The organism is Bradyrhizobium sp. MI1.10 (assembly GCF_055811035.1).
Genome location: NZ_JBVVPN010000020.1, coordinates 132,230 through 155,973 on the forward strand (window position 1 = coordinate 132,230; position 23,744 = coordinate 155,973).

25 protein-coding genes, 2 tRNA genes and 1 pseudogene are annotated in these 23,744 nt (G+C 64.7%); 8 read left to right on the top strand and 20 right to left on the bottom strand.

Annotated elements, in window-relative coordinates; all coding sequences use genetic code 11:
• Positions 1-145: 145 nt before the first annotated feature.
• The 3 genes from AC0L3K_RS21970 (at position 146) to AC0L3K_RS21980 (ending at position 3,255) form a co-directional block, all read left to right on the top strand.
• Positions 146-1,156 (top strand): aldo/keto reductase, encoded by a 1,011-nt coding sequence (locus AC0L3K_RS21970; RefSeq protein WP_473366882.1) that lies wholly within the window; start codon positions 146-148, stop codon positions 1,154-1,156.
• Between the two features lie 13 nt (positions 1,157-1,169).
• Positions 1,170-2,483, top strand: coding sequence for a tetratricopeptide repeat protein (locus AC0L3K_RS21975; protein ID WP_473366883.1), 1,314 nt, complete (start codon positions 1,170-1,172; stop codon positions 2,481-2,483).
• 196 nt (positions 2,484-2,679) lie between these two features.
• Complete coding sequence (locus tag AC0L3K_RS21980) at positions 2,680-3,255, top strand: hypothetical protein (protein WP_007597530.1); 576 nt, start codon at positions 2,680-2,682, stop codon at positions 3,253-3,255.
• A gap of 9 nt (positions 3,256-3,264) precedes the next feature.
• On the opposite strand, the gene AC0L3K_RS21985 is transcribed toward AC0L3K_RS21980, so the two are convergent.
• Positions 3,265-4,824: an oleate hydratase gene (locus AC0L3K_RS21985; RefSeq protein WP_473366884.1), complete on the bottom strand. Its 1,560-nt coding sequence runs from the start codon at positions 4,822-4,824 to the stop codon at positions 3,265-3,267.
• Between the two features lie 358 nt (positions 4,825-5,182).
• Here AC0L3K_RS21985 and AC0L3K_RS21990 point away from each other — a divergent pair, with 358 nt between their 5' ends.
• Positions 5,183-5,503, top strand: a complete 321-nt coding sequence (locus tag AC0L3K_RS21990; protein WP_219682448.1) for a hypothetical protein — start codon at positions 5,183-5,185, stop codon at positions 5,501-5,503.
• Between the two features lie 57 nt (positions 5,504-5,560).
• Here the strand turns inward: AC0L3K_RS21990 and AC0L3K_RS21995 are convergent, their stop codons facing one another.
• The 4 genes and pseudogenes from AC0L3K_RS21995 to AC0L3K_RS22010 all read right to left on the bottom strand — a co-directional run bounded on the left by AC0L3K_RS21995 (position 5,561) and on the right by AC0L3K_RS22010 (position 8,980).
• Complete coding sequence (locus AC0L3K_RS21995; protein ID WP_354199973.1) at positions 5,561-6,832, bottom strand: flavin monoamine oxidase family protein; 1,272 nt, start codon at positions 6,830-6,832, stop codon at positions 5,561-5,563.
• An 8-nt stretch (positions 6,833-6,840) separates the two neighbouring features.
• On the bottom strand, positions 6,841-7,551 hold the full coding sequence (locus AC0L3K_RS22000) for a RibD family protein (RefSeq protein ID WP_354199974.1): 711 nt from the start codon (positions 7,549-7,551) through the stop codon (positions 6,841-6,843).
• Positions 7,552-7,570: 19 nt separating this feature from the next.
• Positions 7,571-8,243 (bottom strand): annotated as a pseudogene (locus tag AC0L3K_RS22005) (FABP family protein).
• Positions 8,244-8,479: 236 nt separating this feature from the next.
• Positions 8,480-8,980 (bottom strand): hypothetical protein, encoded by a 501-nt coding sequence (locus AC0L3K_RS22010; protein ID WP_007597540.1) that lies wholly within the window; start codon positions 8,978-8,980, stop codon positions 8,480-8,482.
• Positions 8,981-9,357: 377 nt separating this feature from the next.
• Between AC0L3K_RS22010 and AC0L3K_RS22015 the strand changes: the two genes are divergently transcribed.
• On the top strand, positions 9,358-10,500 hold the full coding sequence (locus AC0L3K_RS22015; protein ID WP_473366885.1) for a helix-turn-helix transcriptional regulator: 1,143 nt from the start codon (positions 9,358-9,360) through the stop codon (positions 10,498-10,500).
• Positions 10,501-10,513: 13 nt separating this feature from the next.
• Here AC0L3K_RS22015 and AC0L3K_RS22020 read toward each other — a convergent pair whose 3' ends face one another.
• From AC0L3K_RS22020 to AC0L3K_RS22065, 10 genes are all read right to left on the bottom strand, one after another.
• Entirely contained in the window at positions 10,514-10,762 is a 249-nt protein-coding gene (locus AC0L3K_RS22020) for a hypothetical protein (protein WP_354127099.1), read from the bottom strand.
• Positions 10,763-10,934: 172 nt separating this feature from the next.
• Positions 10,935-11,010: transfer RNA gene (locus AC0L3K_RS22025), tRNA-Phe, on the bottom strand.
• Positions 11,011-11,195: 185 nt separating this feature from the next.
• A complete protein-coding gene (yacG, locus tag AC0L3K_RS22030; RefSeq protein ID WP_007597555.1) occupies positions 11,196-11,378 on the bottom strand; it encodes a DNA gyrase inhibitor YacG in 183 nt (60 codons plus the stop codon).
• A 155-nt stretch (positions 11,379-11,533) separates the two neighbouring features.
• Positions 11,534-12,163 carry a Maf-like protein gene (locus AC0L3K_RS22035; protein WP_007597557.1) on the bottom strand — a complete coding sequence of 210 codons (630 nt, stop codon included), beginning with the start codon at positions 12,161-12,163 and terminating at the stop codon, positions 11,534-11,536.
• Positions 12,164-12,319: 156 nt separating this feature from the next.
• The gene (locus AC0L3K_RS22040) at positions 12,320-12,787 is read right to left on the bottom strand and encodes an arsenate-mycothiol transferase ArsC (protein ID WP_219682453.1); all 468 of its coding nucleotides are present in this window, start codon (positions 12,785-12,787) and stop codon (positions 12,320-12,322) included.
• A 5-nt stretch (positions 12,788-12,792) separates the two neighbouring features.
• Positions 12,793-13,290, bottom strand: coding sequence for a UPF0262 family protein (locus tag AC0L3K_RS22045; RefSeq protein ID WP_018453111.1), 498 nt, complete (start codon positions 13,288-13,290; stop codon positions 12,793-12,795).
• Positions 13,287-14,582 carry a histidinol dehydrogenase gene (gene hisD, locus AC0L3K_RS22050; RefSeq protein WP_035993721.1) on the bottom strand — a complete coding sequence of 432 codons (1,296 nt, stop codon included), beginning with the start codon at positions 14,580-14,582 and terminating at the stop codon, positions 13,287-13,289. Before hisD ends, AC0L3K_RS22045 begins: the two co-directional genes overlap by 4 nt.
• A gap of 152 nt (positions 14,583-14,734) precedes the next feature.
• Positions 14,735-15,172 (bottom strand): DUF2948 family protein, encoded by a 438-nt coding sequence (locus AC0L3K_RS22055; protein WP_007597561.1) that lies wholly within the window; start codon positions 15,170-15,172, stop codon positions 14,735-14,737.
• Between the two features lie 81 nt (positions 15,173-15,253).
• Positions 15,254-15,913, bottom strand: a complete 660-nt coding sequence (locus AC0L3K_RS22060; protein ID WP_007597567.1) for an NAD(P)H-binding protein — start codon at positions 15,911-15,913, stop codon at positions 15,254-15,256.
• Between the two features lie 26 nt (positions 15,914-15,939).
• Positions 15,940-16,878, bottom strand: a complete 939-nt coding sequence (locus AC0L3K_RS22065) for an SDR family oxidoreductase (protein WP_354162712.1) — start codon at positions 16,876-16,878, stop codon at positions 15,940-15,942.
• A gap of 83 nt (positions 16,879-16,961) precedes the next feature.
• Here AC0L3K_RS22065 and AC0L3K_RS22070 point away from each other — a divergent pair, with 83 nt between their 5' ends.
• Positions 16,962-17,615 (top strand): TetR/AcrR family transcriptional regulator, encoded by a 654-nt coding sequence (locus AC0L3K_RS22070; RefSeq protein ID WP_354126888.1) that lies wholly within the window; start codon positions 16,962-16,964, stop codon positions 17,613-17,615.
• A gap of 6 nt (positions 17,616-17,621) precedes the next feature.
• Here AC0L3K_RS22070 and AC0L3K_RS22075 read toward each other — a convergent pair whose 3' ends face one another.
• From AC0L3K_RS22075 to AC0L3K_RS22095, 5 genes are all read right to left on the bottom strand, one after another.
• Positions 17,622-18,446 (bottom strand): alpha/beta fold hydrolase, encoded by an 825-nt coding sequence (locus AC0L3K_RS22075; RefSeq protein ID WP_007597570.1) that lies wholly within the window; start codon positions 18,444-18,446, stop codon positions 17,622-17,624.
• Between the two features lie 19 nt (positions 18,447-18,465).
• Positions 18,466-18,975, bottom strand: a complete 510-nt coding sequence (locus tag AC0L3K_RS22080; RefSeq protein WP_354126890.1) for a hypothetical protein — start codon at positions 18,973-18,975, stop codon at positions 18,466-18,468.
• Between the two features lie 184 nt (positions 18,976-19,159).
• Positions 19,160-19,468, bottom strand: coding sequence for an EthD family reductase (locus AC0L3K_RS22085; RefSeq protein WP_007597575.1), 309 nt, complete (start codon positions 19,466-19,468; stop codon positions 19,160-19,162).
• Between the two features lie 216 nt (positions 19,469-19,684).
• A complete protein-coding gene (locus tag AC0L3K_RS22090) occupies positions 19,685-21,391 on the bottom strand; it encodes an FAD-dependent oxidoreductase (RefSeq protein ID WP_473366899.1) in 1,707 nt (568 codons plus the stop codon).
• A gap of 27 nt (positions 21,392-21,418) precedes the next feature.
• On the bottom strand, positions 21,419-21,631 hold the full coding sequence (locus tag AC0L3K_RS22095) for a hypothetical protein (protein ID WP_473366886.1): 213 nt from the start codon (positions 21,629-21,631) through the stop codon (positions 21,419-21,421).
• Between the two features lie 315 nt (positions 21,632-21,946).
• On the opposite strand from AC0L3K_RS22095, the gene AC0L3K_RS22100 reads away from it, so the two are divergent.
• Positions 21,947-22,021: transfer RNA gene (locus AC0L3K_RS22100), tRNA-Thr, on the top strand.
• A gap of 347 nt (positions 22,022-22,368) precedes the next feature.
• Positions 22,369-23,619, top strand: a complete 1,251-nt coding sequence (locus tag AC0L3K_RS22105) for a site-specific integrase (RefSeq protein ID WP_473366887.1) — start codon at positions 22,369-22,371, stop codon at positions 23,617-23,619.
• The last annotated feature ends 125 nt before the right edge of the window (positions 23,620-23,744 follow it).

Here is a 23,744-nt window from a genome sequence, read left to right on the forward strand (position 1 = left end):
CCCCCCCCCCCCCGGCCCGCCGCCCCCCCCCCCAACAAAAACCCGCGCTTTGCCGCGCGCGCACCCGTGGTGGGCGGCGGGCGCCCCCAAAACCACGGCATGAGACGGCTATGCTGATGCCACAAGAAGCAGCAAGGACGTGCCCATGCAATATCGCCAACTCGGCCGCAGCGGCATCAAAGTGTCGCCGATCTGCTTGGGCACGATGATGTTCGGCGGGCCGACCGATGAAGCCACCTCAAAGCGGATCATCGCGAAGGCGCACGAGGCCGGGATCAATTTCATCGACACCGCGGATGCCTATTCGAAGGGTGCATCCGAAGAGGTCGTGGGACGCGCGATCGGCAACAACCGTCACGCCTGGGTGCTCGCGACGAAACTCGCCAATCCCATGGGCGACGATCCCAACCGTGTCGGCCTGTCGCGACGCTGGGTATTGCAGGCGGCGGATGAGAGCCTCAAGCGGCTCGGCACCGATCACATCGACATCTATTATCTGCACAAGGAAGACCATGCGACGCCGCTCGAAGAGACGGTGCGCGCGATGGGCGATTTGATCCGCGCCGGCAAAGTGCGCTATTTCGGCGTCTCGAACTACCGCGCCTGGCGCGTCGCCGAAATCTGCAACATCTGCGACCGGCTCGGCATCGACCGGCCCGCGGTGAGCCAGCCCTATTACAACGCCATGAACCGCATGCCCGAAGTCGAGCACTTCCCGGCCTGCTCCTATTACGGCCTCGGCATCGTGCCCTACAGCCCGCTGGCGCGCGGCGTGCTGACCGGCAAATACAAGCCCGACGCGGCTCCCGACAAGGAGACGCGCGCAGGCCGCAACGACACGCGCATGATGCAGACCGAATGGCGGCCGGAATCGCTTCAGCTGGCGCAGGAGATCAAGGCCCACGCTGAGAAAAAGGGCATCACCGCAGGCCAGTTCGCGGTCGCCTGGGTGCTGAACTCCGCCTTTGTCTCCTCGATCGTTGCCGGGCCGCGCACCGAGGAGCAATGGGACGGCTACACCGGCGCGCTCGACTATCGCTTCACTGCGGAAGACGAGGCGCTGATCGACAGGCTCGTCGTGCCGGGGCATCCCTCGACGCCGGGCTACAACGACCCGGCCTATCCGATTGAAGGATGTCGCGCGCGGACGGCTTGAGCCGGAGACAGGAATGGCCCTCGAAGATCGCTACGGCCTGCCGCTCTCTACCTCTTCGCCCGAGGCGGCATCCGCTTATCGTGAGGGCGTCGACCTCATGCTCGCGGGCTGGACCGGTACGGCGGAAACGCTGGAGCGCGCGATTGCGGCCGATCCGGATTTTGCGATGGCCCATATCGCCCGCGGCCGCCTGCATGGCTTCTATCAGCAAGGCGATCTGGCACGGCAGAAGGCGGCACTCGCGCGTGAGCTCGTGGCGACACGCGGCACGGAACGCGAGCGTTCGCATGTCGAGACGCTGGCGCTCGCAATCGAGGGCCGGCTGCCCGAGGCGATCGCGGCGACGATGAAGCACGTCGAGGCGTGGCCGCGCGATGCATTGGTGCTGTCGCTGCCGCTCGGCGCCTTCGGCCTGTTCGCATTCTCCGGCATGGCCGATCACGACCGCGCGCGGCAGGAGCTGTGCGAGCGCGTGGCGCATCACTATGGCGAGGATTGGTGGTTCCTCACCATGTACGGCTGGGCGATGACCGAGAACGGCAATGTCGGTCGCGGTCGCGGTATCACCGAGCGCGGCTTCGACCTGCGCCGGCAGAATGCCCACGCCGCGCACGCCGTGCTGCACGCGATGTTCGAGGACGGTTCGATCGAGGCGGCCGACCGACTCGTCGACGACTGGATACCCTCTTACGACCGGGCTGGAATTTTGCACGGCCACATCCGTTGGCATCAGGCGCTCGGCGCGCTGGAGCATGGCGATGCCGCGCGGGCGCTCGCGATCTATGCCGACGTGCTGCAGCCGCAGGCGACGCAGGCGCCGCCGCTCAACGTCGTCACCGACGCCGCGTCCCTGCTCTGGCGCCTGTCGGCTTACGGCCACGCCGTGCCGAAAGCGCTCTGGGTCGAAGCCGATGCCACCGCGCAAAAGCTGTTTCCGAAATCGAGCCTGCCCTTCGCCGACATCCACATGGCGCTGTTCGCGGCTGCGACGCAAAATCGCGAGGCGCTCGCCATACGTCTTGCCGCGATCGAGCAGCGGCTCGCCGATGGCAAGCTTCCGGCCGGTCCCGTGGTGCCCGCGGTCTGCCGTGCGCTGGCAGCCTTTGCGGAAGAGGATTACGCGGCATGCGTGCAAATGCTCGCGCCGGTCCTCGGCGAGGTCGTGCGCGTCGGCGGCAGCCATGCCCAGCGCGAGTTGATCGAGGACACTTTTGTCGTTGCCCTCATGCGCAGCGGCGACCTGCCGCGCGCCCGCGCGCTGCTCGACGCGCGCCTGCACCGCCGTCCCTCCCTGCGCGATACGCGCTGGCAGGCGGCAATGGGGTAGCTCCGCCACGAAAAAAACACCGGCCGGGCGGCAAGTGCCGGCCGGGAATGGTTGGGCGATACGGGCGAATCGCCGTTGGGGTGGCGCGGTGGTATTTCAGACGAATCCGGTAGAACAAACGGGATCGCAACCAATTTGCGGTTCGCTGGTTATCGGACGGAACTTTTCCGTGGTTCCCTGGCATGTGAGCCTCCCGATGCGCCTCTGCCGACCAGTCCTCACCGCCGCCCTTATCAGCCTGGCAAGCCCTTGTTTTGCCGAGTCTTCCTTGTCGATTCCCGTCAACAACCCTCCGGCCGCAAACGCTTACGTCGACCTGCTGGCGCTGATGTCCGGCCACTGCAAGACGTTGAAGGTCGCCGGGCGCACCTTCGCCTGCAAGACGGTGGCCTACGCCCATGGTGACAAGGGCCGGGTCAATTTCGCGGTCGCGGTCGACGATCCCGCCGATCACAATCACGTCGTGTCGTTCTCCGGCGAGAACGGCAAGCGCGCCGACGACAATTCCTACGAGCTGCCGATCGATCGCATGCTGCTCAACTCCAAGGACCGCCCCAAGGTCGACGGGTTGCCAGTGCCGGCCGAGCAGACCTCCACCGGCCTCTGCCGCCAGACCGGCAATTTCGCCGCCAAGAAGGTGACTGATGTCACCTGCTCCGCCACCGACAGCGAGGGCCGCCGCTACGAACTGCTGTTCGTTTCCGACGGCACGCCCGTGAGCGTGCGTCGTATCAGGCAGTCGGCGCCATCGATCCAGGATCCGTTCAAATAACTCGACCCGTCACGTGAACGCCTTTTCCAGCGTTGCGAAGATCACTGCGAGCGATTTGTCGTGCCGCGTCACCGGCGGCACAGGGCGATCGATCTTCATCAGCTGATAGACCGCCGTCTGCGCCGCGCGCACCAAATATTCGACGGTGAACACGACGTCATCGGGGATTTCGACGAACTGGCTGACGAAGGCGAGATTGACGGAATTCCTGGGCACCGGCAGCGGCCGGTCGGTCGCGCTGCGCGGCATGAACATGCTGGTGATGTAGGGCATGCGGCAGGGAACGCAGATCGCATCCTCGAAGACGCCAAGCTCGAAATTCAGATGGCCGCAAAGCTCCTTCAGGATGTCGGCGCCGCTGCAATCGGACATCGGTTTGGCCACGAAATTGCCGACGCGGTCGGGACGCAGCGCATAGCCCCAGAACACCTGCACGTTGTTCGGCTGTCCGGCGAAATGCGGCTGGTGATACAGCACCACCGACATCAGCCAGTTGGAGTCCCTGAACGTGACGAGGCCGCCGGTGCCGGCCTTGTTGCCGGAGAACGCCTCCATCTTGTCGAAGAAGCGCGGATCGCGGCAGGTGACCGTGAATGACAGCCAATAGGATTCCGGGATCGACGCGTTGAACGCGGACGGCTTGCCGAATTCGGGACGTCCCTCCGCGATTTGTTCCCACAGCGCCCAACCCCGGCTGTCGGACTTGGTCAGGCGCGGAGCCGGCTCGGTCATCGAGCCCAGGCTCGAGGCATCCGTCATCGAGCCGTTTTGAAAGAACACGAGGTCGCCGTCCTCGATCTGGACATTGGCGATGCGGCCGTCGCGGTCGAGTACGAGCTGGCGCACCCGCAAGCGTCCGTCCTCGCTCTCGATCGCCATGTCGGTGACGGCGGTCCCGCGCACGAACTGCACGCCCTGACCCTTGAGCCAGTCGGCAAGCGGCCGCACGATCGCGTCATACTGGTTGTAGACGGTGCGCTTGACGCCGGCGAGCGTCTCGATGCGCGGGAATTCGTTCATGAAGCGATGCAGATAGCGCTTCAGCTCGACCGCGCTGTGCCAGGGCTGAAAGGCGAAAGTGGTCTGCCACATGTACCAGAAATTGGATTCGAAGAATTTGGGCGACAGCCAGTCGGTGATGCGGCTGTTGCCGAGCGTCTCCTCCGACGCCTCCGTGAGCCGCAGCAGCTCGAGCCGGTCGCGCGCGGAAAATCCCATATGCGAGACGTCGAGCTTGAAGCGGTTGCGATCGACCAACCTCGCCTGCGAATGCGCCGGGTTCTCGGTGTTGAACGCGACGGTTTCCTCGCGCACGCTGAGGCCGGGATGTTCGAGCGAGGGAATGCTCGACAGCAGGTCCCAGGTGCATTCGTAGTGATCGGTCGTGAGCATGCGTCCGCCGCGCAGCGAATAAGCGCCGTTCGCGAGCAGCGCGCCGTCGAGGCTGCCGCCGACCAGCGGCTGCGCCTCGTAGATCACGATGTCCCGCCCCGGCAGCTGCGCGTCACGAACCAGGAACGCCGCGCCCGCGAGCGATCCAATGCCGCCACCGATGAAATACGCCTTCATGTCTTGCCTCGATCTGCAATTCGAATTGTCGCGGCGACATTGCATGGGGAGACACTGGCCGGAGTTGCGCTGGATCAAGCGCAACGCGCATGAGGATCACGTTGAGTTGAGCGATTGACTGATCAGCCCCCGGCATGGCGGCCTTTCGCGACTCTCCACCGATGACGTGATTGCGTCATTCGCGGCAGAGTGATGGCAGAGTTGCGATCGACGCCCGCGATGCGACAATAAATCTCACGAGACGCACGCAGCCGCGCAAATCGAACGCCAATGAAACTGCGTCGTTTCGACGCCCGCACTGACCGGAACGCGCCGGATGACCACGTGTTGTCACACGACATTCAACTGGAGTAATGACATGAAGTATCTCATTGTCGCGATAGCCGTCGGTGCTGCGGCGCTTGCAGGCGGATCCGCGGCGAACGCGGCCAACAATTCAAGCGCGAAACACAACGCGCCAGCCGGCCAGTCGACCGATATCAGCGCGCAGCACAGGCACCATCATCACGGCTATCGCCATCACTGGCGTCCTCACCACCATCACGGATTTCATCGTCCGCACTACCGGAGCTACGGCTATTACCCGCGGCACCACGGCTATTACGGCGGCGGACCGTACGGATATTACGGCGGCGGCGGTCCCAGCGTGACGTTCGGCTTCGGCGGCAGCCGCTGGTAAGACGGTCCCTGGTAAGACGAAGGCCCGCGGGATGCGGGCCTTTTTCTTGACTGTCAGCTATCCCTGCAAGATAAATCCCGCCGTCTCCAGACCGCTCGCCAGCGCCGCTTCGACCGTGCCCATGTCGGCTCCGCGATAGAGCGCCTCGCCGGAGAACGACACCGGACCGTCGGCGCGCGCGAGGATCGTTTGCGCCTCGCGCGTTCGCGGCGTCGCCCAGGAATAGGCGCCGCGGGCATAGGGATCGTGCGCCCAGTTTGTCGCAACGGCCGCGATGATCTCGCGCGCGAGGTCCTCACGCGACAGGCCGAAGACGGTCGCAAGCGAATCGAGCCCGGCATCGATCAGCGCTTGCGGGCCGAGGTGCGACAGCGCTGCCGTGCGCGGGCCGCCGAACCATCCGGTCAGCACGGGATGCCGGTTCGGATATTGCGTCCACCACACCGGGACGGTCTGGTCGGACAAAAGGAAGCTCATGTCCGCGAGCTCTTCCTTGCGCTCGCGCCACCACGGCCGCCCGAAGCGCAGCAGGATCTTTATAACGTTACCGAAGCCGATGTCGTCGGCCGCCGCCGCCTTCGCGCGCGCGCGGCTCGGCAGCCCGATCTCGCGCAATAGCGGCAACGGAACAGTGAGGATCACGCGATTGCAGCCAAGCACGTCGCCGCCGATACAGCGAACGGCGGTCGCGCCACCCTCCTCCTCGATCGCCGACACCACGCAGCCCAAGCGAAACATCACGCCAAGCTTGCGGCACTCGGCTGCCAGGAAGTCGATCATCCCACCATAGCCTCCCTTGATGCGCGCCTGCGGAGAGTGCCCGCCAGCCATCCATTCCTCGCGCAGCGCCAGCGTGGAGGCGCGCTCGGGATCGGCCGCATCGTAGCCCTCGACCATTCGCTCGATCGAATGGCGCAGCCCCGCATGCTCATCGCCGGCAAAATGCCGGCGCAGGAAATCGGCGATGGTGAGATCGTCATTCAATTCCCGAACCACGGCGTGCAGCTCAGCCTCAAGCGGATCGTGGCGGTCCTCGCGCACGATGTCTGCGCCGTCAAAGCCCCATCGCTCGCCTTCGATTTCCTGAAGGGACAGCCCGGCCTCATGCAGCAGCGCGCGCGTGACCGGCGCCTCGCCGTGGACGAATTCGGCGCCGCCATCGGCGGGGTAGCCGAACTCCGAAACAGACAGCGGATGGATGCGGCCGCCGCAGCGCTCGCGCGCCTCCAGGATCGTCACCGTCCTGCCCGCGCACGCCAGCTCGCGCGCCGCCATCAGGCCGGCCGCGCCGGCACCGACGATGACGATATGCTCTGATGTTGCCGACATGTCGGTGCTTACTTGCCCACGGCCTGCGGATCGTTCTGGATCAGATAGCGCAGCAGCAGGACGCCGCCGCCGAGATCTCGCGTGCTCTCCAGCGTCATCGCGCTCAGCGGTGCACGCCGGTCGCCATCGGCATCCGTGGAATCGAACACGAAGGGCGCGCCCTTGGCGCCGTCGATCGCGGGGCTAAGGATCAGATCGAACTCGTCGATCAGGCCGGCACGCAGGAACGCGCCGTTGGCGACGCCCCCGCCCTCCACCAGAAGGCGCTTCACGCCGAGCTCGCGGTTGAGAATGTCCACCGCCCGCGCGAGGTCGATCTCGGACTTTCCGGCAAAGATATAGGACACGCCCTCGCGGCGGAGCCCCGCGAGATGCGAATCGGAGACGCTCTCGGTCAGCACGACGACGATCGGATCGCCGCCGATATCGGAGCGGCCCCAGCCGATCTTGCCCTTCGCATCGAGCACGACGCCATAGGTTTTCGCGTCACGTCGTGCCAACCAATTTTCGCGCGGAAATTTCGCGGCCGCCGTCGCGGGATAGGGCTTGCCCTTGGCGAACTCCGAGCCGGTGACGCGGCCGATTACCCAGGCATCGCCGCCGAGCTCGTCGTGGATCTTCTCGAACCAGTCCGTCCCTGCCCCCTTCGGGCGCCAGCGGCTCGGATGGGTGCGGCCGTCCAGACTCGAATGCATCAGACAGATGACGTAAGGCTTCATGCGTATCTCCGGGCCGCGCTCAGGCTGCCGGCTCATTGCCCTTTTTCCCCGTGGCGCGATCGTTCAAGATCACCGCGAGGGGATTGAGCTTCGGCGGCGCGACGAGTTTCAGCGTGTTGGTGTCGCGATGGTTGAACGGCGCGCCGCGCACGAACAACTCGGTCTGGATCAGATAGGTCCAACTGCCGTCGTCGTTGAAGGTGATGTCGCAGCGGTAAGCATCGGTGCGGAACGCTTGTTCCAGAAAATCAGTCGAGCAGATCCCGTATGCGGTGTCGCCGCGCTTGGCGGTCACGGAGATCTCCTTGTCGTCCGCCCCGGGCCTTGCCCGACGCCAGCAGCACCTGCCCGCGCGGGATCGCCAGCGTCTGCATGATCAGCCCGGTCGCAGGCTCCCACAACCAGTAGCCGACCTGGTCGTGGAAGGTGATGTCTTCCTCGGGCGTGTTGATGTGGATGTGATAGCGCAGCCCATAGAGCAGCTGCGGCCCGTTGGCCTGCGGATCGATCGGGTCCATCCGGATGCGCTCAATGAAGGTCCGCCGCTCCGGCCCCTCCGCCTTCGGATTGATATCGATACCTTTGTCGGCCTGCCAGCTGCCTGCGAGACGGCGGAGCGGGCCGAGATTGGCAAGCCCGTCGGGCGAGACGTCCTCGGGCTCGGTGAAGATATCGGCGGGAAGGGGGAGCATGGGTGTCCTCGCGTCATTGCGGAGGCAGCAATAGCATGAGAGCGCGGGCGTGGCTCGTTCGCAAGCCTCACAATCGCGAATGGACATAGGCGCCATGCGCAGACGATCCATGACGCGAGCCACCTGACAACAGGCTGGACTGACCGGCTGGAATGATATGTGTCGTCAATCACGCGCTGATCGTCGACCCGCTTGCGACTTGCCTCGTGCAATCGGAGGAGAGGCCATCCGCACTGCTACTTCAACGCAAGGCTGCTGCAATATGCCGAGGTCTCGCCGGAGCGCCAGCCGGTGATCCGTCCTGCTTCCTTGCACTCGTCATAGGTCTTGTAGTTAGCGACGTTACGGCACGTGAACGAATAGACGCCACCCGAAACGTTGCAACCAACCCAGGGCTTGTCGCCCGTCTTGAAGCTCGATTGACAACCGCCGACGCAGCTGCCCGTGGCAGCGGCGAGCTTGGCAAGCTTCGCGGCGTCCGAGTTCGGCGCCAGTGACGCCGTCGAAGCGGCTGACGTGCGCGATGCGGTCCCGCGAGCTGTCGCGTGATGCGCTGGCCGGTGTGGCCGCGCCATATGCTTCGGCGCATCGACCGTGACGCCGGGAAGCTGGGTGTCGGCGGCGGTCGTGGTGGGCGTCGGTTGCGACATCGCGGTGCCGCCGAGGGCGCACAGGAGCAGTGCAATCGATGAGATGGCGACAGCGGGACGCGTACCGAAGCGTGATGACAACGTCATGGCCATGTCCTTCCAGATGCGGGGACGGTCAATTCCGTCCCGAGGGCCAGGATATCACGCCCTGATCCAGGTTGCATGGAGAGGAACCATGCAACTTGACACGGCCTGCCGACGCGCTCCGCATCGCATCTGCCGCAGTTTTGAGCAGGCATCGAGCAGAACAGACACTGGACTAGCGACGACAAAGCACGAGCGCGAAATTCGTCGCGGTCGCCAACAAGCCACCCCAAGCATTTGTGTTCGGTGTTCCCGTTTGTGCCACGGAATCACGATGATAAGATCACTGCCTCAGGGTTGTGAAATACATCATAGGCGATGAAGCCACTCCTAAACTAACGTTCAAGTGACGTCCGTTATTTTCAAGTGAGTGGTTTGGAATGCACCAGGCTTCGGTCGAGAAGTTCTCGGACCTCATCGGCAGTATCTATGATTGTGTGATCGCGCCGGAACGCTGGACCGAAGTTCTGGATGAGATCTGCGCCGAGTTCGGCTTTGCCACCGGCGCGCTCTCGGTCGCCAGCCTCACCAATATGAAGGCCGTCGTCAATGCGGTCTCCGGGTCCGACCTGGCCCAGATGGCCCAGAACGGGGTCGGCTACGGCGCCGACATCATCGAGCTCTGGGGCGGCGCCGAGCGCATTCAGCAGTATCCGCTCGGCGAGCCGATCGTTCAATCCGAAGCCGTCCGGTCGGAGATCATTTCCAGCAACCGCTATTATCGCGAATGGGCCCTGCCCAAGGGCTTGTTCGACGCCGTTGCCGTCGGCCTCGTACGCGACAGGACGATGGTTGGAAATGCGATATTCAGCCAGCATGAGTCGGCAGGCCGCATTGACGATGTGCAGGTCGACGGATTGCGCCTTCTGGCGCCTCACATCCGCCGCGCCGTGACGATCAGCAATCTGTTCGACATGAAGGCGGTGGAGGCCAACACATTCGCGGCGACGGTGGAGGCCCTGACGGTGGGCGTCGTCCTGGCCGACGAGGATTCGAAGATCGTTCACGCCAACGCCGCAGCCGCGGCGATGCTCGCGGCCGGCGATCCGATCATGGCAAGGCATGGCAGGATCGCGGTTCAATCCGTGGCGACCACGGCCACATTGCAATCGGCCGTCGCGCAGGCGGCAAGGGACGAGACGAAGCTCGGGCAAAAAGGCATCGGCATCCCGATCCCTCGCCAAGGCGGTGACGCTCTCGTCATTCACGTTCTGCCGTTGCGACGCAGCCACACGCGATCCGGCCTGATCCAAAGCGCCGCTGCCGCCGTGTTCGTGACGTCAGCCTCCGGGCCACCGCGATTGCCTCACGATGCGCTCAACCAGCTCTATGACCTGACGCCGGCCGAGATTCGCATCTTCGAGCTCATCTGCGAGGGACACACACGAGACGCGATCTCGGCCTTGCTCGGCGTTTCCGTCAGCACCGTGAAGAGCCACCTCATTCACGTCTTCGAAAAGACGGGCTGCCGACGCCAGGTCGATCTGGTCAGGCTCGCGAAATCGCTGACGTTCCCGGTGTAACAGAAGACCGCGCTCAAGCCGCTTCCGACGTTGATCGCGCACGCTGCTCGAGCACGCCGATCGTCGAGACCAAATTGTCGCGTCGCGCGCGAAGATTAAGCGCAAGAAGCGGGTATGTCGGCTGCAGCACGTCAAACACCCCTGCTCTCGCCTCTTCCTCGAGAATGTCTGTGTTCATGAGCCGAACGCGCCACCACAAATCGGCGACCAACGCATCGAGCCGGAGTTCGCCAGCAGCATCAGAACGGGACACTTCCTGCATCACTTGCCTCAACCTGAAACGGCCTCTCTTCCAAGGCCAGACTTTGGTCCTGGCTGAGCAAGCAGAGTGCCAGCAATGGGCGGGCGCGATCTGGTTCCGGAACGGGATTGCTGCGCGAACCGGCTGGTCAAGACCTGGCGCTGGGGAAGATGTTGCCCGTGGCGAGCGAAAATGGTGCCCAGGGGCGGAATCGAACCACCGACACTGCGATTTTCAGTCGCATGCTCTACCAACTGAGCTACCTGGGCGTGCTCCAAAGAGGGGCCAAAGCCCATCGAGCGGGCGGTTTATAGTGGGCTGAAGGCTGCCTGTCCACCCGGCTTCGCCAAGAGGCTTCGCCGGGCGCGGCCCGGCTGTGCACAAGGTCGGGCGGGCTTGCTGGAGCTGGCGTGCTGCGCGGGCATCATTCACTTAGAATGTTGATATTACTTGTTTATTCTTCTCCATCCGCCTCGTCATCCCGGCCGGGGATGACGTAGGAGCCTTTCAGCCAGCGGTTCAGATCGACGTCGCGGCAGCGCGAGGAGCAGAACGGGCGGGTGGCCTCGGACTGCGGCTTGCCGCAGATCGGGCAGGTTTTGAGGGGGCTTGCGGGCTTTTTCACCTGGTCATCCATAGGGTGCTCAGCTTGCACGAGGTGAGAGAGTTCAAGAGCCTGTCGCCAAAGGGGTTCCCCCGGCGGAAGTGCAGGCGTTCCGGCCAGATTCCCGCGGGGCAATTCTACTGTGCATGGGGTTGTTTTCGCGATTTTTACAGGAGCGGCTTGTCGGCTCAGACGGCGGTGGCGTTGAGCCAGCCGAAGCGGATCGGGAAACCTTCGCCGCCAAGCAGCGTGGTGGTCTCGTAGAGCGGCAGGCCGACCACGTTGGTGTAGGACCCCACCATCTTGACCACGAACGACCCCGCGATGCCCTGCACGGCGTAGCCGCCGGCTTTGCCGCGCCATTCGCCGGAGCCGATATAGGCCTGGATGTCGTCCTCCGAGAGGCGCTTGAAGCGGACGCGGGTCTCGACCAGGCGCTGGCGGAAGGCCTCACGCGGCGTCACCAGGGTGATTGCGGTGTAGACGCGATGGTTGCGGCCCGACAGCAGCCGCAGGCACTGCGCGGCCTCGTCGACGAGGTTGGCCTTGGGCAGGATGCGGCGGCCGACCGCCACCACCGTGTCGGCGGAGAGGATGAAGGCGCCGCGCAGCTCGTCGTCGAGCTGCACCGATTTGAGCGCCGCATCCGCCTTGGCCCGCGCGAGCCGGTTGGCGCAGGCGCGCGGCAGCTCGCCCCGCTTCGGCGTCTCGTCGACGTCGGCGGGCCGGAGCGCGTCCGGCTCGATGCCGGCCTGGTTGAGCAGCGACAGGCGCCGCGGCGAACCGGAGGCGAGAACGAATTTGGGGCGGCCGAGCATCAGGTGATTTGGGGAATGAAGCAGGGGGTGAATTGCGCGCGGAACCTATCGGACGGGGGCTGATTTCACAACCCGGGAACCCGGACTTTACTGATTCGACGGGTACAGGATGCGTGTGCCCGCAGTCTGTGACGCGGGTGTTACGGGCGCCGAATGCTACCCGTTCGCCGCGCCCACCTTCGAAAACCGCCGGCGGATGCGCAGCAGGAGCTGGTCGCAGACGTCACGGTAAGCCGCCAACTTCTGGTCGCGGCTGCCTTCCATGGTGGTGGGATCAAGCGTCGGCCAATACTCGACGTCGGCGGCAAGCGTCCGGGTCAGCTCCAGCGCCTTGTGATGCGCCTCCGGCGACAGCGTGATGATCAGGTCGAAATTCAGCCCCTCCCAATCCTCCAGCTCCTCGAAGGTCTGCGGCTTGTGGGTGGAGATGTCCTGGCCGAGCTCGGCCATCACGGACACCGCGAACGGATCGAGCTCGCCGCGCCTGGCGCCGGCCGACTTCACGTAGAGGCCTTGCGGAAACATGTGCCGCAGCAGGCTCTCGGCCATCGGCGAGCGCACGCTGTTCATGGCGCACGCGAACAGCACCGATTGCGGATCGCGTGCGCGTGGCGGACCCGCCATCGCGCTTAACCCTTCCAGTGCAGGACAGTAATGAGCGTGAACAGCCGGCGCGAGGTCTCGAAATCGACCCGCACCTTGCCCTTCAGCCGCTCCTGCAGCGTGCGCGAGCCCTCGTCATGGATGCCGCGGCGGCCCATATCGATGGCCTCGATCTTGTCCGGCGTCGCGGTGCGGATCGCCTGGTAGTAGCTGTCGCAGATCATGAAATAGTCCTTCACGATCCGCCGGAACGGCGTCAGCGACAACAGATGTGCGACCACGGGCGTGCCGTCCTCGCGGCGGATGTCGAACATCAGGCGGCTGCCGGTGATGCCGATATGCAGCGTGAACGGCCCCTTCCCGTCGGCGCCCTCCGGCGCGAACAGGTTCTGTTCAATCAAATCGTAGATCGCGATCGCGCGCTCATGCTCGATGTCGGGCCCGGAACGGCCGATCGAGTCCTCGTCGAGCGTGACGCCGACGATGCGATTGGTCGAGTCGTCCTGTTCGGGCGGCTGGGTCATGACAGGTTGAGGCGCAATCCAATCGAGCGCGAATGGGCATCTAGCCCCTCCGCCTTGCCGAGAATCATCGCGGCCGGACCGAGCGCACGCAGCTGATCCGGGCCGCATTTCAGGATCGAGGTGCGCTTGAGGAAATCGTGCACCGAGAGCCCCGACGAGAATCGTGCCGAGCGCGCCGTCGGCAGCACGTGGTTGGAGCCGCCCACGTAATCGCCAATCGCCTCCGGCGTGTGCGGCCCGAGGAACACGGCGCCTGCGTTGCGGATCCTTGCGGCGAGCGCGTCGGGATCATGCGTCATGATCTCGAGATGCTCGGCGGCAATCGCATCCGCGAGCGGAATGGCGTCATTGAGGCTCTGCACCATGATGATGGCGCCGAAATCGGCCCACGAGGCGCTGGCGATCGCAGCGCGCGGCAGCGTCTTCAACTGCGCCTCGACGGCCTTTTCGACGTCGGCGGCAAGGCGCGCGGAATCGGTAATCAGGATCGACTGCGCGCTGGAATCGTGCTCGGCCTGTGCCAGCAGGTCGGCGGCAATCCAGTCGGCATTGCCGGTGTCATCGGCGATGACAAGCACCTCCGAGGGACCGGCGATCATGTCGATCCCGACCTTGCCGAACACCAGCCGCTTTGCCGCGGCGACATACGCGTTGCCGGGTCCGACGATCTTGGCGACGGGCGCGATCGTCGCGGTGCCATGCGCGAGCGCGGCAACCGCCTGCGCACCGCCGACGCGATAGATCTCGGTGACGCCGCCAAGCTTTGCTGCCGCCAGGACCAGCGGGTTGAGCTTGCCGTCGGGCGAGGGCACCACCATGACGAGGCGCGCTACGCCCGCGACCTTTGCCGGCACCGCATTCATCAGCACCGAAGACGGATAGGCTGCAGTGCCGCCGGGCACGTAGAGGCCGGCGGATTCGATCGCGGTGTAGCGCCAGCCGAGCTCGACGCCGAGCGAATCGGTGAAACGCTCGTCCTTCGGCAGTTGCCGGCTGTGATAGGTCTCGATGCGATCGCGCGCGAGCTTGAGCGCATCCAGGGTCGCTGCGTCGCAGGCTTTCACCGCGGCCTCGATCTCGGCGGCGGTGACGCGCAGGCCGGATGCATTGAGCGTCAACCGGTCGAACTTTGCCGTGGCCTCGAGCAGGGCGGCATCGCCCCGCTTCGCCACGTCGTCGACGATGGCTCGCGCGGCCGCCTCGACGTCGGCCGAGGCCTCGCGCTTGGCGGCGAGGAAGGCCCCGAATCGCTGGTCAAAATCGGCGCTGCTGCGGTCGAGACGAACGGGCATCTTGGCTTCTAACTGGTTTTTGGGGGCGCGGTTTGGCTCACCAGGCCCCTGCTCAATGGCGCGGCGGGGAAGCTGCGTCAACCCTTGGGCCGGGCCGTTCCCCTCCGGCGTCGTCCTGGCGAAAGCGGAATGCGTGGCCTTGGCATGCCACCTCACCCCTCCCCTTCAGCCTCCAACCCCGCTCCCAGCTGATCCGCCCCCAGATCAGTCAGTTCGCATTCCAGGCATTCGACGTCGAGGCGGATGGCGCCGCCTTGGGCAAACAGGAGCAACGCGCTCCCGCCGGGGGCGTCCTGGCCGTGGAATTCGATGCCGACGAGATCCAGGACAGTGTCGGGCGCGTCGAGGTCGATGTTGCGCGACTTGCAGGCGAGCACGCGGTCGAAACGGAGGGCGGCGACCAGCCTGCGCGGCTCGGCCTCGCCGTCCAGCGTCTGCTCCCAGTCCAACCGGCTCATGCCGACGACCAGCCGCTTTTCGCTTTGCCGCCAGATGATGTCCGAGGGCTGCACGCGGGCGTCCTGGACGTGGGCCGAGATCACGGAGAGGTCGTCGGCGTCGAGTGCGATCAGTTTGAGCTGGGGAGACATCGACGGCGCTTTCTGCTTCGGGCGGACGGGGCTCAACGCGCGCCGGCGGCGAAATTTCCCTAGAACTAACGCCCCACTGGACTAGAGGCTATTGATATCCTCCATCTCCAGCACCTTTCGCGGATACCCCTCCCGCGCAACCCGGATCATGGCGCGGCCGATCTGCTCCGTCGAGGTGACGAGCCGCGGCGAGACCCGGCGCAGTACCGACCACAGTGGCCAACTTGCTGCATACACGGCCTGCACCCACGCGGTCTTGGAGCGGGCACCGTGGAGCGGTTGGATTGCACCGGGGCGGAACATGTAGGCCGCCTTGAACGGCAGCTTGAGCAGATCGTTCTCGGTCTTGCCCTTGATCCGCGCCCACATCCGCGAACCCTGCTCGGTGGAATCGGTGCCGGCGCCCGTGACATAGACGAATGTCATCTGCGGATTGAGCCGTGCCAGCGCGGTCGCCGCTGCGAGCGTGAGGTCATAGGTGAGATGGCGGTAGCGCTCCTCGCTCATGCCGATCGAGGAGACGCCGAGGCAGAAGAAGCAGGCATCGAAGCCGGTGAGCTGCGCTTCGATCGCCGAGTAGTCCGTGAAATCGCCGTGCGTGATCTCCGTGAGCTTGGCGTGGCGGACGCCGGTCGGGCTGCGGCCGACCACGAGCACGCGATCGATGCCGGCATCGATCAGGCATTCGCGCAAGACGCCCTGCCCGACCATGCCGGTCGCGCCGAAGATGATGATCTGCATCGGGACCTCCCCGACAGGCTCGCGGCTCATGCGGCGGCCGCGATCTCGTCGAAGGATATACCGGTCAACGTCGCCGAAACATCCCACAGCATGGCTGACGAGGCGAAATCCTTTGCATGCGGCATGACCTTCGCCGGCCGCGGCGGCCCTTTCAATTCGAAGAACCAGTTGGGACCATAGTAGCCGCCCGGCTCTGCTGCCGGCGAGGTCGCCGCCAACAAAGTCGGCAGCGCGCCTTCCGCGGCAGACTGGCTGATGAAGGGCTGCAGCCACCGGCTCACACGCCACTGGAACGTGTTCGCACCCGGACCGTTCGAAATCAGATCGGTCCGCGCGTAGCCGGGATGTGCGGCAAGGCTCGTCAGACCCCAGCCTGCGGCGAGGCTGCGGCGCTGCAATTCCAGCGAAAACATCAGCATCGCCAGCTTGGACTGGCAATAAGCCCGCCACGGACGATAGGAATGCTTAGCCTGCAGATCGTCGAAATTGATCGCCCCGGAGCGGTGCGCAAGGCTCGAGAGGTTGACGACCCGAGCCGCCTTCGCTCGGCGAAGCTGCGGCAACAGCCGCGCCGTCAGCGCGTAATGACCGAGATAGTTGGTGCCGAGCTGCATCTCGAAACGATCCGCCGTCTGCTGCCGCTTTGGCAGCGCCATCACGCCGGCATTGTTGACGAGCAGGTCGAGCTGCTCGTTGCTGGCGGCGAAGCGCCTGGTAAAATCGGCGACGGAAGCGAGGCTGGCGAGGTCGAGATGCTCGTAGGCGATCAGCGCATTGGGAAAGCGCTCGCAAATGCCCTCGATCGCGCGCAGGCCCTTTGCCTCGTTGCGTCCGGTGAGTATGACAATGGCACCGGCGCCCGCCAGCGCCATCGCCGTCTCGTAGCCGAGGCCGCCCGTCGCTCCGGTCACGACGGCAGTCTTGCCGCTGAGGGAGGGGATGTCTGCCGTGGTCCAGTCGGTCATGCCATAGCTCCGTCGGGGCTGGGAAAGGCCCCGCGACGGGTCTAAATGTGCACTGGGTGCAACTTTGCAAGTGGTGAAGTGATTTGAAGCTTTCGAAAGTTGCCGGGAAATCAGTCAACAGGCGCACCAAGCCATTGCCGGCAGGAGCAAAATCCGCTGATGGCCCCGGTCTGCGCCAGCGCAAATTGCAAGCGACCCGCGAGCGGTTGACCCGCGCCGCGATGGCGCTATTCCTGGAGCGCGGTTTCGAGGCCACGACCATCGACGATATTGCGGCCGCGGCGGACGTGTCGCGACGCAGCTTCTTCCATTATTTCGCCTCGAAAGAGGACGTGGTCGCGGCTTGGCAGGAAGGCGCCGCCGCCGCGCTGGTCGCGGAGGTCGTGGCGCGGCCGGCGGGCGAAACCATGCTGACGGCGGCGGAGAACGCGATCGCGGCGGCGCTCAAGCGGATCGATCCGGCGGAGGCCGCGGCAATGTCGCGGCTGAAGCGCGACAATCCCGCGCTTCGAGCGCGCGACCAACTCAAATACGAGAAGCTCGAGCGGGCGCTGGCCGAAGGGCTCGCCCAGCGCGCCAGAACCAAATCGGACCAGCTGAAGGCGCGGCTCGTCGCCATGATCGCCACCGGCGCGATGCGCGTCGGCGGCGAGAGCTGGATCGCCGGAGGAGCGCGGGAGAAGCCGGAAGCTTTCGTCAAGCGCACCTTCGACGCGATCAGGGCAATCTTGGCGTGAGGCCGCTCACTCCCTAAAGAACGCCAGCAGGTCGGCGTTGATGGTCTCGGCGTGCGTCGTCGGCATGCCGTGCGGGAAGCCCTTGTAGGTCTTCAGCGTGCCGTTCTTCAACAGCTTGGCCGACAGCGGCGCGGAGTCGGCGTAAGGCACGATCTGGTCGTCGTCGCCGTGCATCACCAGCACCGGCACATTGATCTTCCTCAAGTCCTCGGTGAAGTCGGTCTGCGAGAACGCGACGATGCCGTCATAATGGGCCTTCGCCCCGCCCATCATGCCCTGGCGCCACCAGTTCTGGATCACCGCTTCCGACGGCTTCGCGCCGGGACGATTGTAGCCATAGAAGGGGCCAGCCGCGATGTCGCGGTAGAAGCTGGCGCGGCCGGCAGCGAGCTGCACCTGGAAATCGTCGAACACGCTCTTGGGCAGGCCGCCGGGATTGGCCGCGGTCTGCAGCATCAGCGGCGGCACCGCCGAGAGGATCGCGGCCTTCGCCACCCGGCTCTCGCCGTGGCGCGCGATGTAATGCACCACTTCGCCGCCGCCGGTGGAGTGGCCGACATGGATCGCGTTCTTGAGATCGAGATGGGCCGTCACGGCCGCGAGATCATCGGCATAATGATCCATGTCGTGGCCGTCGGCGACCTGCGACGAACGGCCATGGCCGCGACGGTCGTGCGCGATGACGCGATAGCCGTGCGTCACGAAGAACATCATCTGCGCGTCCCAGTCGTCGGCCGACAGCGGCCAGCCGTGGCTGAACACGATCGGCTGGCCCGAGCCCCAGTCCTTGTAGAATATCTCGACGCCGTCCTTTGTGGTGATGGTAGGCATTGTCAGGCTCCTTGAATGATCAGGCGAACGCCATCGGCTTGAAGCGGCGCCAGGCGCCGATGGTGAGCACCACGAAGAACACCAGCACGAGGCCCTGCACCACGGCGAACACGGGACCTCCCGGTGGATTTGGTGCCACGGCAGGTGCGAGCGCGGCGAGCGCCGGCACCTTCAGGAACGACTGGATTACCAGCACGAAGACGTTGAAATACAGCGAGATCATCGCGGTCACGATGTAAACCGGACGCCAGATGCCAGAGAGCTTCATGCCGTAGATCGCGAGACAGGCGATCGCGAGCAGGACCAGCGAGATGATGCCGATGATATGCGACGGCAGCAGCTCCTTGAACGGAAACAGGAAGCCGGTGGCGCTGGTGAGGATCGTGAACAGCAGGAAGATCGCGGTGAGGCCCGGCATCGGCTTCGAGCCGAGCAGGCCAAACATCACGACGAGGCCGGCGACGATGCCGATCAGGCTGATGATGACATGAACCAGCGTGAAGGCGGGCAAGCTCAACCCAAGAACCATGACATCTCTCCTAATCTCCGCATTGGGATCGGATTGATATTACGGTCCTCATCGGATTGCCACCTGCGCGACGTCACACATGCGTGCGCAGCCATGCGTCATCGTGCGAATCGAAAACGCATGGCTGAATTTTTGCAACGCTGTCGCAAACGACGGCAGTTGTAGCCCGCGAAGTCGAAGCGGCTCACACTTCCTTGGTGTCGAAGATCAACAGGTCGGCGCCGCCAGTGGCGAATTTCGGCACGTCGCCGGCGGCCGCCTTGCCTGCTTCGCTGCCGAAGGCCGACTGGATGGCGGCGACGTTGTCGAAGGTGAGAATGGCAACAAGGTGAATTCCGGAAGGCCCGGCGGGGGAGCCGACCGTGCCCGTGCTGACGGCGTATTTCTTCAAGCCGGGAAGTTTCTTGGCGAGCGGAATGTGGGTCTCGGCATAATGCTTGTCGAAGGCGGCAGCATCCTTGGGCGTCTTGTAGAGCACGACGAGTTCGGCCATTTAGTCCTCCCGTTGAAATTTGTTCTGTTAGATCCTCATGGTGAGGAGCGTGCGAAGCACGCGTCTCGAACCATGAAGGCCCGGCTTTTGCATCCGGGCCTTCATCCTTCGAGACGCGGCCTTCGGCCGCTCCTCAGGATGAGGGGAGATAGTCCCGCATCACACCGCAGGATGGCAAGCCTCATTCGACTTGCCATTTACTTGCCTTGTCCCTGACTAAAGCGCCGGTTTTGCGGCGTCGCCGAGGAAGCCGTGCAGGGAGGCCACGACCTGCGCGCCCTCGCCGATGGCGCCGCCGACGCGCTTGACCGAGCCGGAGCGGACGTCGCCAACGGCGTAGACGCCGGGCACCGACGTCTCCAGCGGCGCGACCAGCCGGCCCTGGTTCTGCTCGGACTGCGCGCCGGTGACGACGAAGCCGCCGCGATCGAGCGTCACGCCGCAGCCGTCGAGCCAGCTGGTGGCGGGATCGGCGCCGACGAACAGGAAGAGATTGCGGATGTCGGCGAAATCCTCGTCGCTCGAGAGCCGGCTCTTCCAGCGGATGCGCCGCAGCAGCGAAGCCTCGTCGCCTTCGAGCGCCGTGATCTCGGTGTTGAACATCAGTTCGATGTTCGGCGTGGCTTCGATGCGCTCGATGAGATAGCGCGACATGCTGGCGCCGAGGCCGCCGCCGCGGATGATCATCAGCACCTTTTTGGCGTGTCCCGACAGGAACACGGCGGCCTGTCCCGCGGAGTTGCCGGCACCGACCAGCGCGACCTCCTCGCCGGCGCACAGCTTCGCCTCGACCGGCGAGGCCCAATACCAGACGCCGCGGCCTTCGAACTTGTCGAGGTTCTCGATCTCGGGCCGGCGATAGCGCGCGCCGCTTGCGACCACCACCGCGCGCGAATGCAAGGGATCACAGCCGTCGAGCGCCACCGAAAACGCGCCGTCCTTGCGCGTGCAGTCGAGCGACTTCACCGTCACCGGGATCATGATCTCCGCGCCGAACTTTTGTGCCTGGTTGAAGGCGCGCGCGGTCAGGGCCTGGCCGGAAATTCCGGTCGGAAAGCCGAGATAATTTTCGATGCGCGCGCTGGCGCCGGCCTGGCCGCCGAAGGCGCGGGTGTCGAGCACGGCGACCGAGAGGCCTTCGGACGCGGCATACACGGCGGTAGCGAGCCCGGCCGGCCCGGAGCCGACGATCGCGACGTCGTAGATGCGGTCGTTGCGCGGGCCGCCGATCATGCCGATCGCGCGCGCAAGCTCGGTTTCGCCGGGATTGCGCAGCACCGCACCATCGGGGGTGACGACCAGCGGCCAATCGTCCGGCTTGGGCGAATAACGCGCGATGACATCGGCGGCGTCGCGATCGCGCGCGGGATCGAGCAGATGATGCGGCTGACCGTTGCGGGTGAGGAAGCCCTGCAACCGCACCACGCCTGCCGAATGCGACGGACCGATCAGCACCACGCCGCCAACGCCGCCCTGGAGCAGATTGACCCGGCGCAGAATCAGCGCGCGCATGATGCGCTCGCCGAGTTCAGCCTCGGCGACCAGCAGCGCGCGCAGCCGCTCCGGTGGCAACAGCAGCGTCTCGACATCGCCTTCGGCGCGGCCGTCGACCAGCGCCGGCCGTCCCGAGAGCTGGCTCAACTCGGCCAAAAATTGCCCCGGCCCCTGGTCGATCAACGGGGTGACATGGCCAAGGCCGTCGCGCTGGGTGATGGCGACGTGGCCCTTCAGCACGACGAACATGCCCGGCCCGGGCTTGCCGGTCTCGAACAGGAATTCCCCATCGGCGTAGTTGCGGACCTCACCGAAATGCCTCATCCGCTCGATCTCGGCTGATGTCAGCGCCGGAAAGGTCTGCTCAGGGCGGGTGAACCGCGACATCTGCGCGTCACCGTCGGGTCGTTGCTGCTCGTCCTGCCCCATTGCCACGGCCATGCACTCCAAAAAATTCTAGTCGCCGGTCTTGTCGGCTATCTTGCCGGCGGTCCCCTCATCTAGGGAATCATCTTCGTTCTGCGAGCGGCCGCCACTTGCGGCCCGTTCGCGCGCCTGCATCCTTCGCCGCTTCAGGTTTTCGCGCAGCGCCGATTTGAGCCGGTCGTCGCGGGACGCCCTCGCCTGTCTGGAGTCCTGCCTCGTGCTCTTGTCGTTCTCGTCTGCCATCGGGGTCCATTACAGCGATCGGCGATAACATGCCCGAGGAATAAGGCAGCTCAAGAGGCCCGCGCGATCCGATCGTGCGAAAATCGAAATGGATCGAATCCGGCGCATCGGGCAACTGGCCAGTTGGGTGGGGATATCGGAACCGAATCCGCGGAAAGTCGGCCGTTTCGAGCCAAAACAGGCATTTTGGCCCCGATATCGACCCGATTTTATCGCTTTGGCGGAGCTAGCAAGCTTGCACAGGAGGGGGGCTTGTGGCAGATATCGGCCCGCTTGGTAGGCCCCTCGTGGCGGCCGATTCTTACCCCAGCACATGCTGCCGTAGCTCAGTGGTAGAGCACTCCATTGGTAATGGAGAGGTCGACAGTTCAATCCTGTCTGGCAGCACCATTCCCTCGCTCAAATCGCACATGAAGCAGCCTTCTCGCGGCACCAAATGCCCGAGTTTTGCTTTTTTCGTAGCCCTCCTCTGTGAAGAGGGCGCAGGGAAGACCGGGTGCCGGCTGGCACCCGCGGTCCGCTGCGCGAAAGTGTAGCGCAAAGAGACCGCACAGCAGCATACAGGTGACGCCGAACACTCGGCCTTCCCTGCGCAGGGGAAAATAAATATTCGGATGGTCCCGCAGAGACGCCGGTGTACACGCTATGTCGTTGATCGGACGAAGCTTACTGCCATATGATGCCATTGGCATTCCTCCGCATTCCCACACACCATTGGGACAAAACCGGGGACACACATGGCACGCAAGGTTCGTCACAGCGCTCTCGAAAGCCGCAGCGCGCGATTGAAATTGCAGGTTCGTCGAAAACCATATCCCGGCCCGTCATTGGCGCGGGGCGTCTCGCTGCTCTACCGGCGTAATCGTACCAATGGCGCATGGGTGGTGAAGTCGAGCAACGGTCATGGTGCCTACTGGACCAAGCGCATCGCCGATGCCGACGACTTCGCGGACTCTGACGGCAAAGACGTCATGACGTTCTTCCAGGCGCAGGACGCCGCGAAACGTTTGGCGCGCGGCGATCATGGCACCGGCGACAATGCACCCGTCACGGTGGACGGCGCTCTCACCGCCTATGAAGCCGATCTCAAAGCGCGCAGCGCCAACTCCTACAACGCACAATGGCCCCGCGTGCATCTCACCTCCGTGCTGCTCGCCAAGCCGGTCGCCCTGCTCACTTCGAATGAGTTGCGGAAATGGCGCGACGGCCTGCTGACCAAGATGGCGCCTTCGACGGTCAATCGACTCGCCGGCTGCCTGTGCGCTACGCTGGAGGTGGCTGCACAGCACGATCAGCGCATTCAGAATAAGCGTGCGTGGGACGTTGGTCTCGCCGGCCTGCCGGATGCGCAGGAAGCCCGCAACGTCGTCCTCTCTGATCAGAAAGTGCGGGAATTCGTCGTCACCGCCTATGGGCTGGATGACAAGTTGGGGCTGCTGACCGATACGCTGGCGATCACAGGGGCGCGGCCAAGCCAAGCCGTGCGCCTGCGCGTTGCCGATCTGGACGCCCATCCAGTGCGGCCGAAACTGTCGATGCCGAAATCAGCCAAGGGCGGCGGACGCAATCGCGCCAAGAAGAAAGTCGAGCGCTACAGCGTGCCCATCACGGCGCAGCTCGCGACCAAGCTGAAGGAGTCGGCGAAAGGTCGCGATGGCGATGCGCCGCTGCTCTTGCAGAGCGACGGCAGCCCCTGGGGCGATAATCCCGGCCAGACCTATCATCGGCAGATCGACAAGATCGTCACTGCGATCGGGCTCGATCCCGCCGTCGTGAGGGTGTACGCGTTGCGACACAGCTCGATTGTCAGGATGTTGTTGAAGAACATTCCGATCAGGCTCGTGGCGTCGTTGCACAACACCAGCGTCGCGATGATCGAAAAGAACTATTCGAAGTACATCACCGAGCACGGCGACGACATCTCACGCAAGGCGCTGCTGCAACACGAACCGCCGAATGGCGATAGCGTCATCCCGCTGGCATCCTAGCTGCATCCCATGCGGCGCTTTGCCAGCCGTTGTCGCCTCGAAGGTCGCGCGATCGTCTGTTTGATCTCACGAACGTTGTCGAGCGCTCCGCTCGCTCTCGCGACTGCCCACCGTGGGGCGATCTT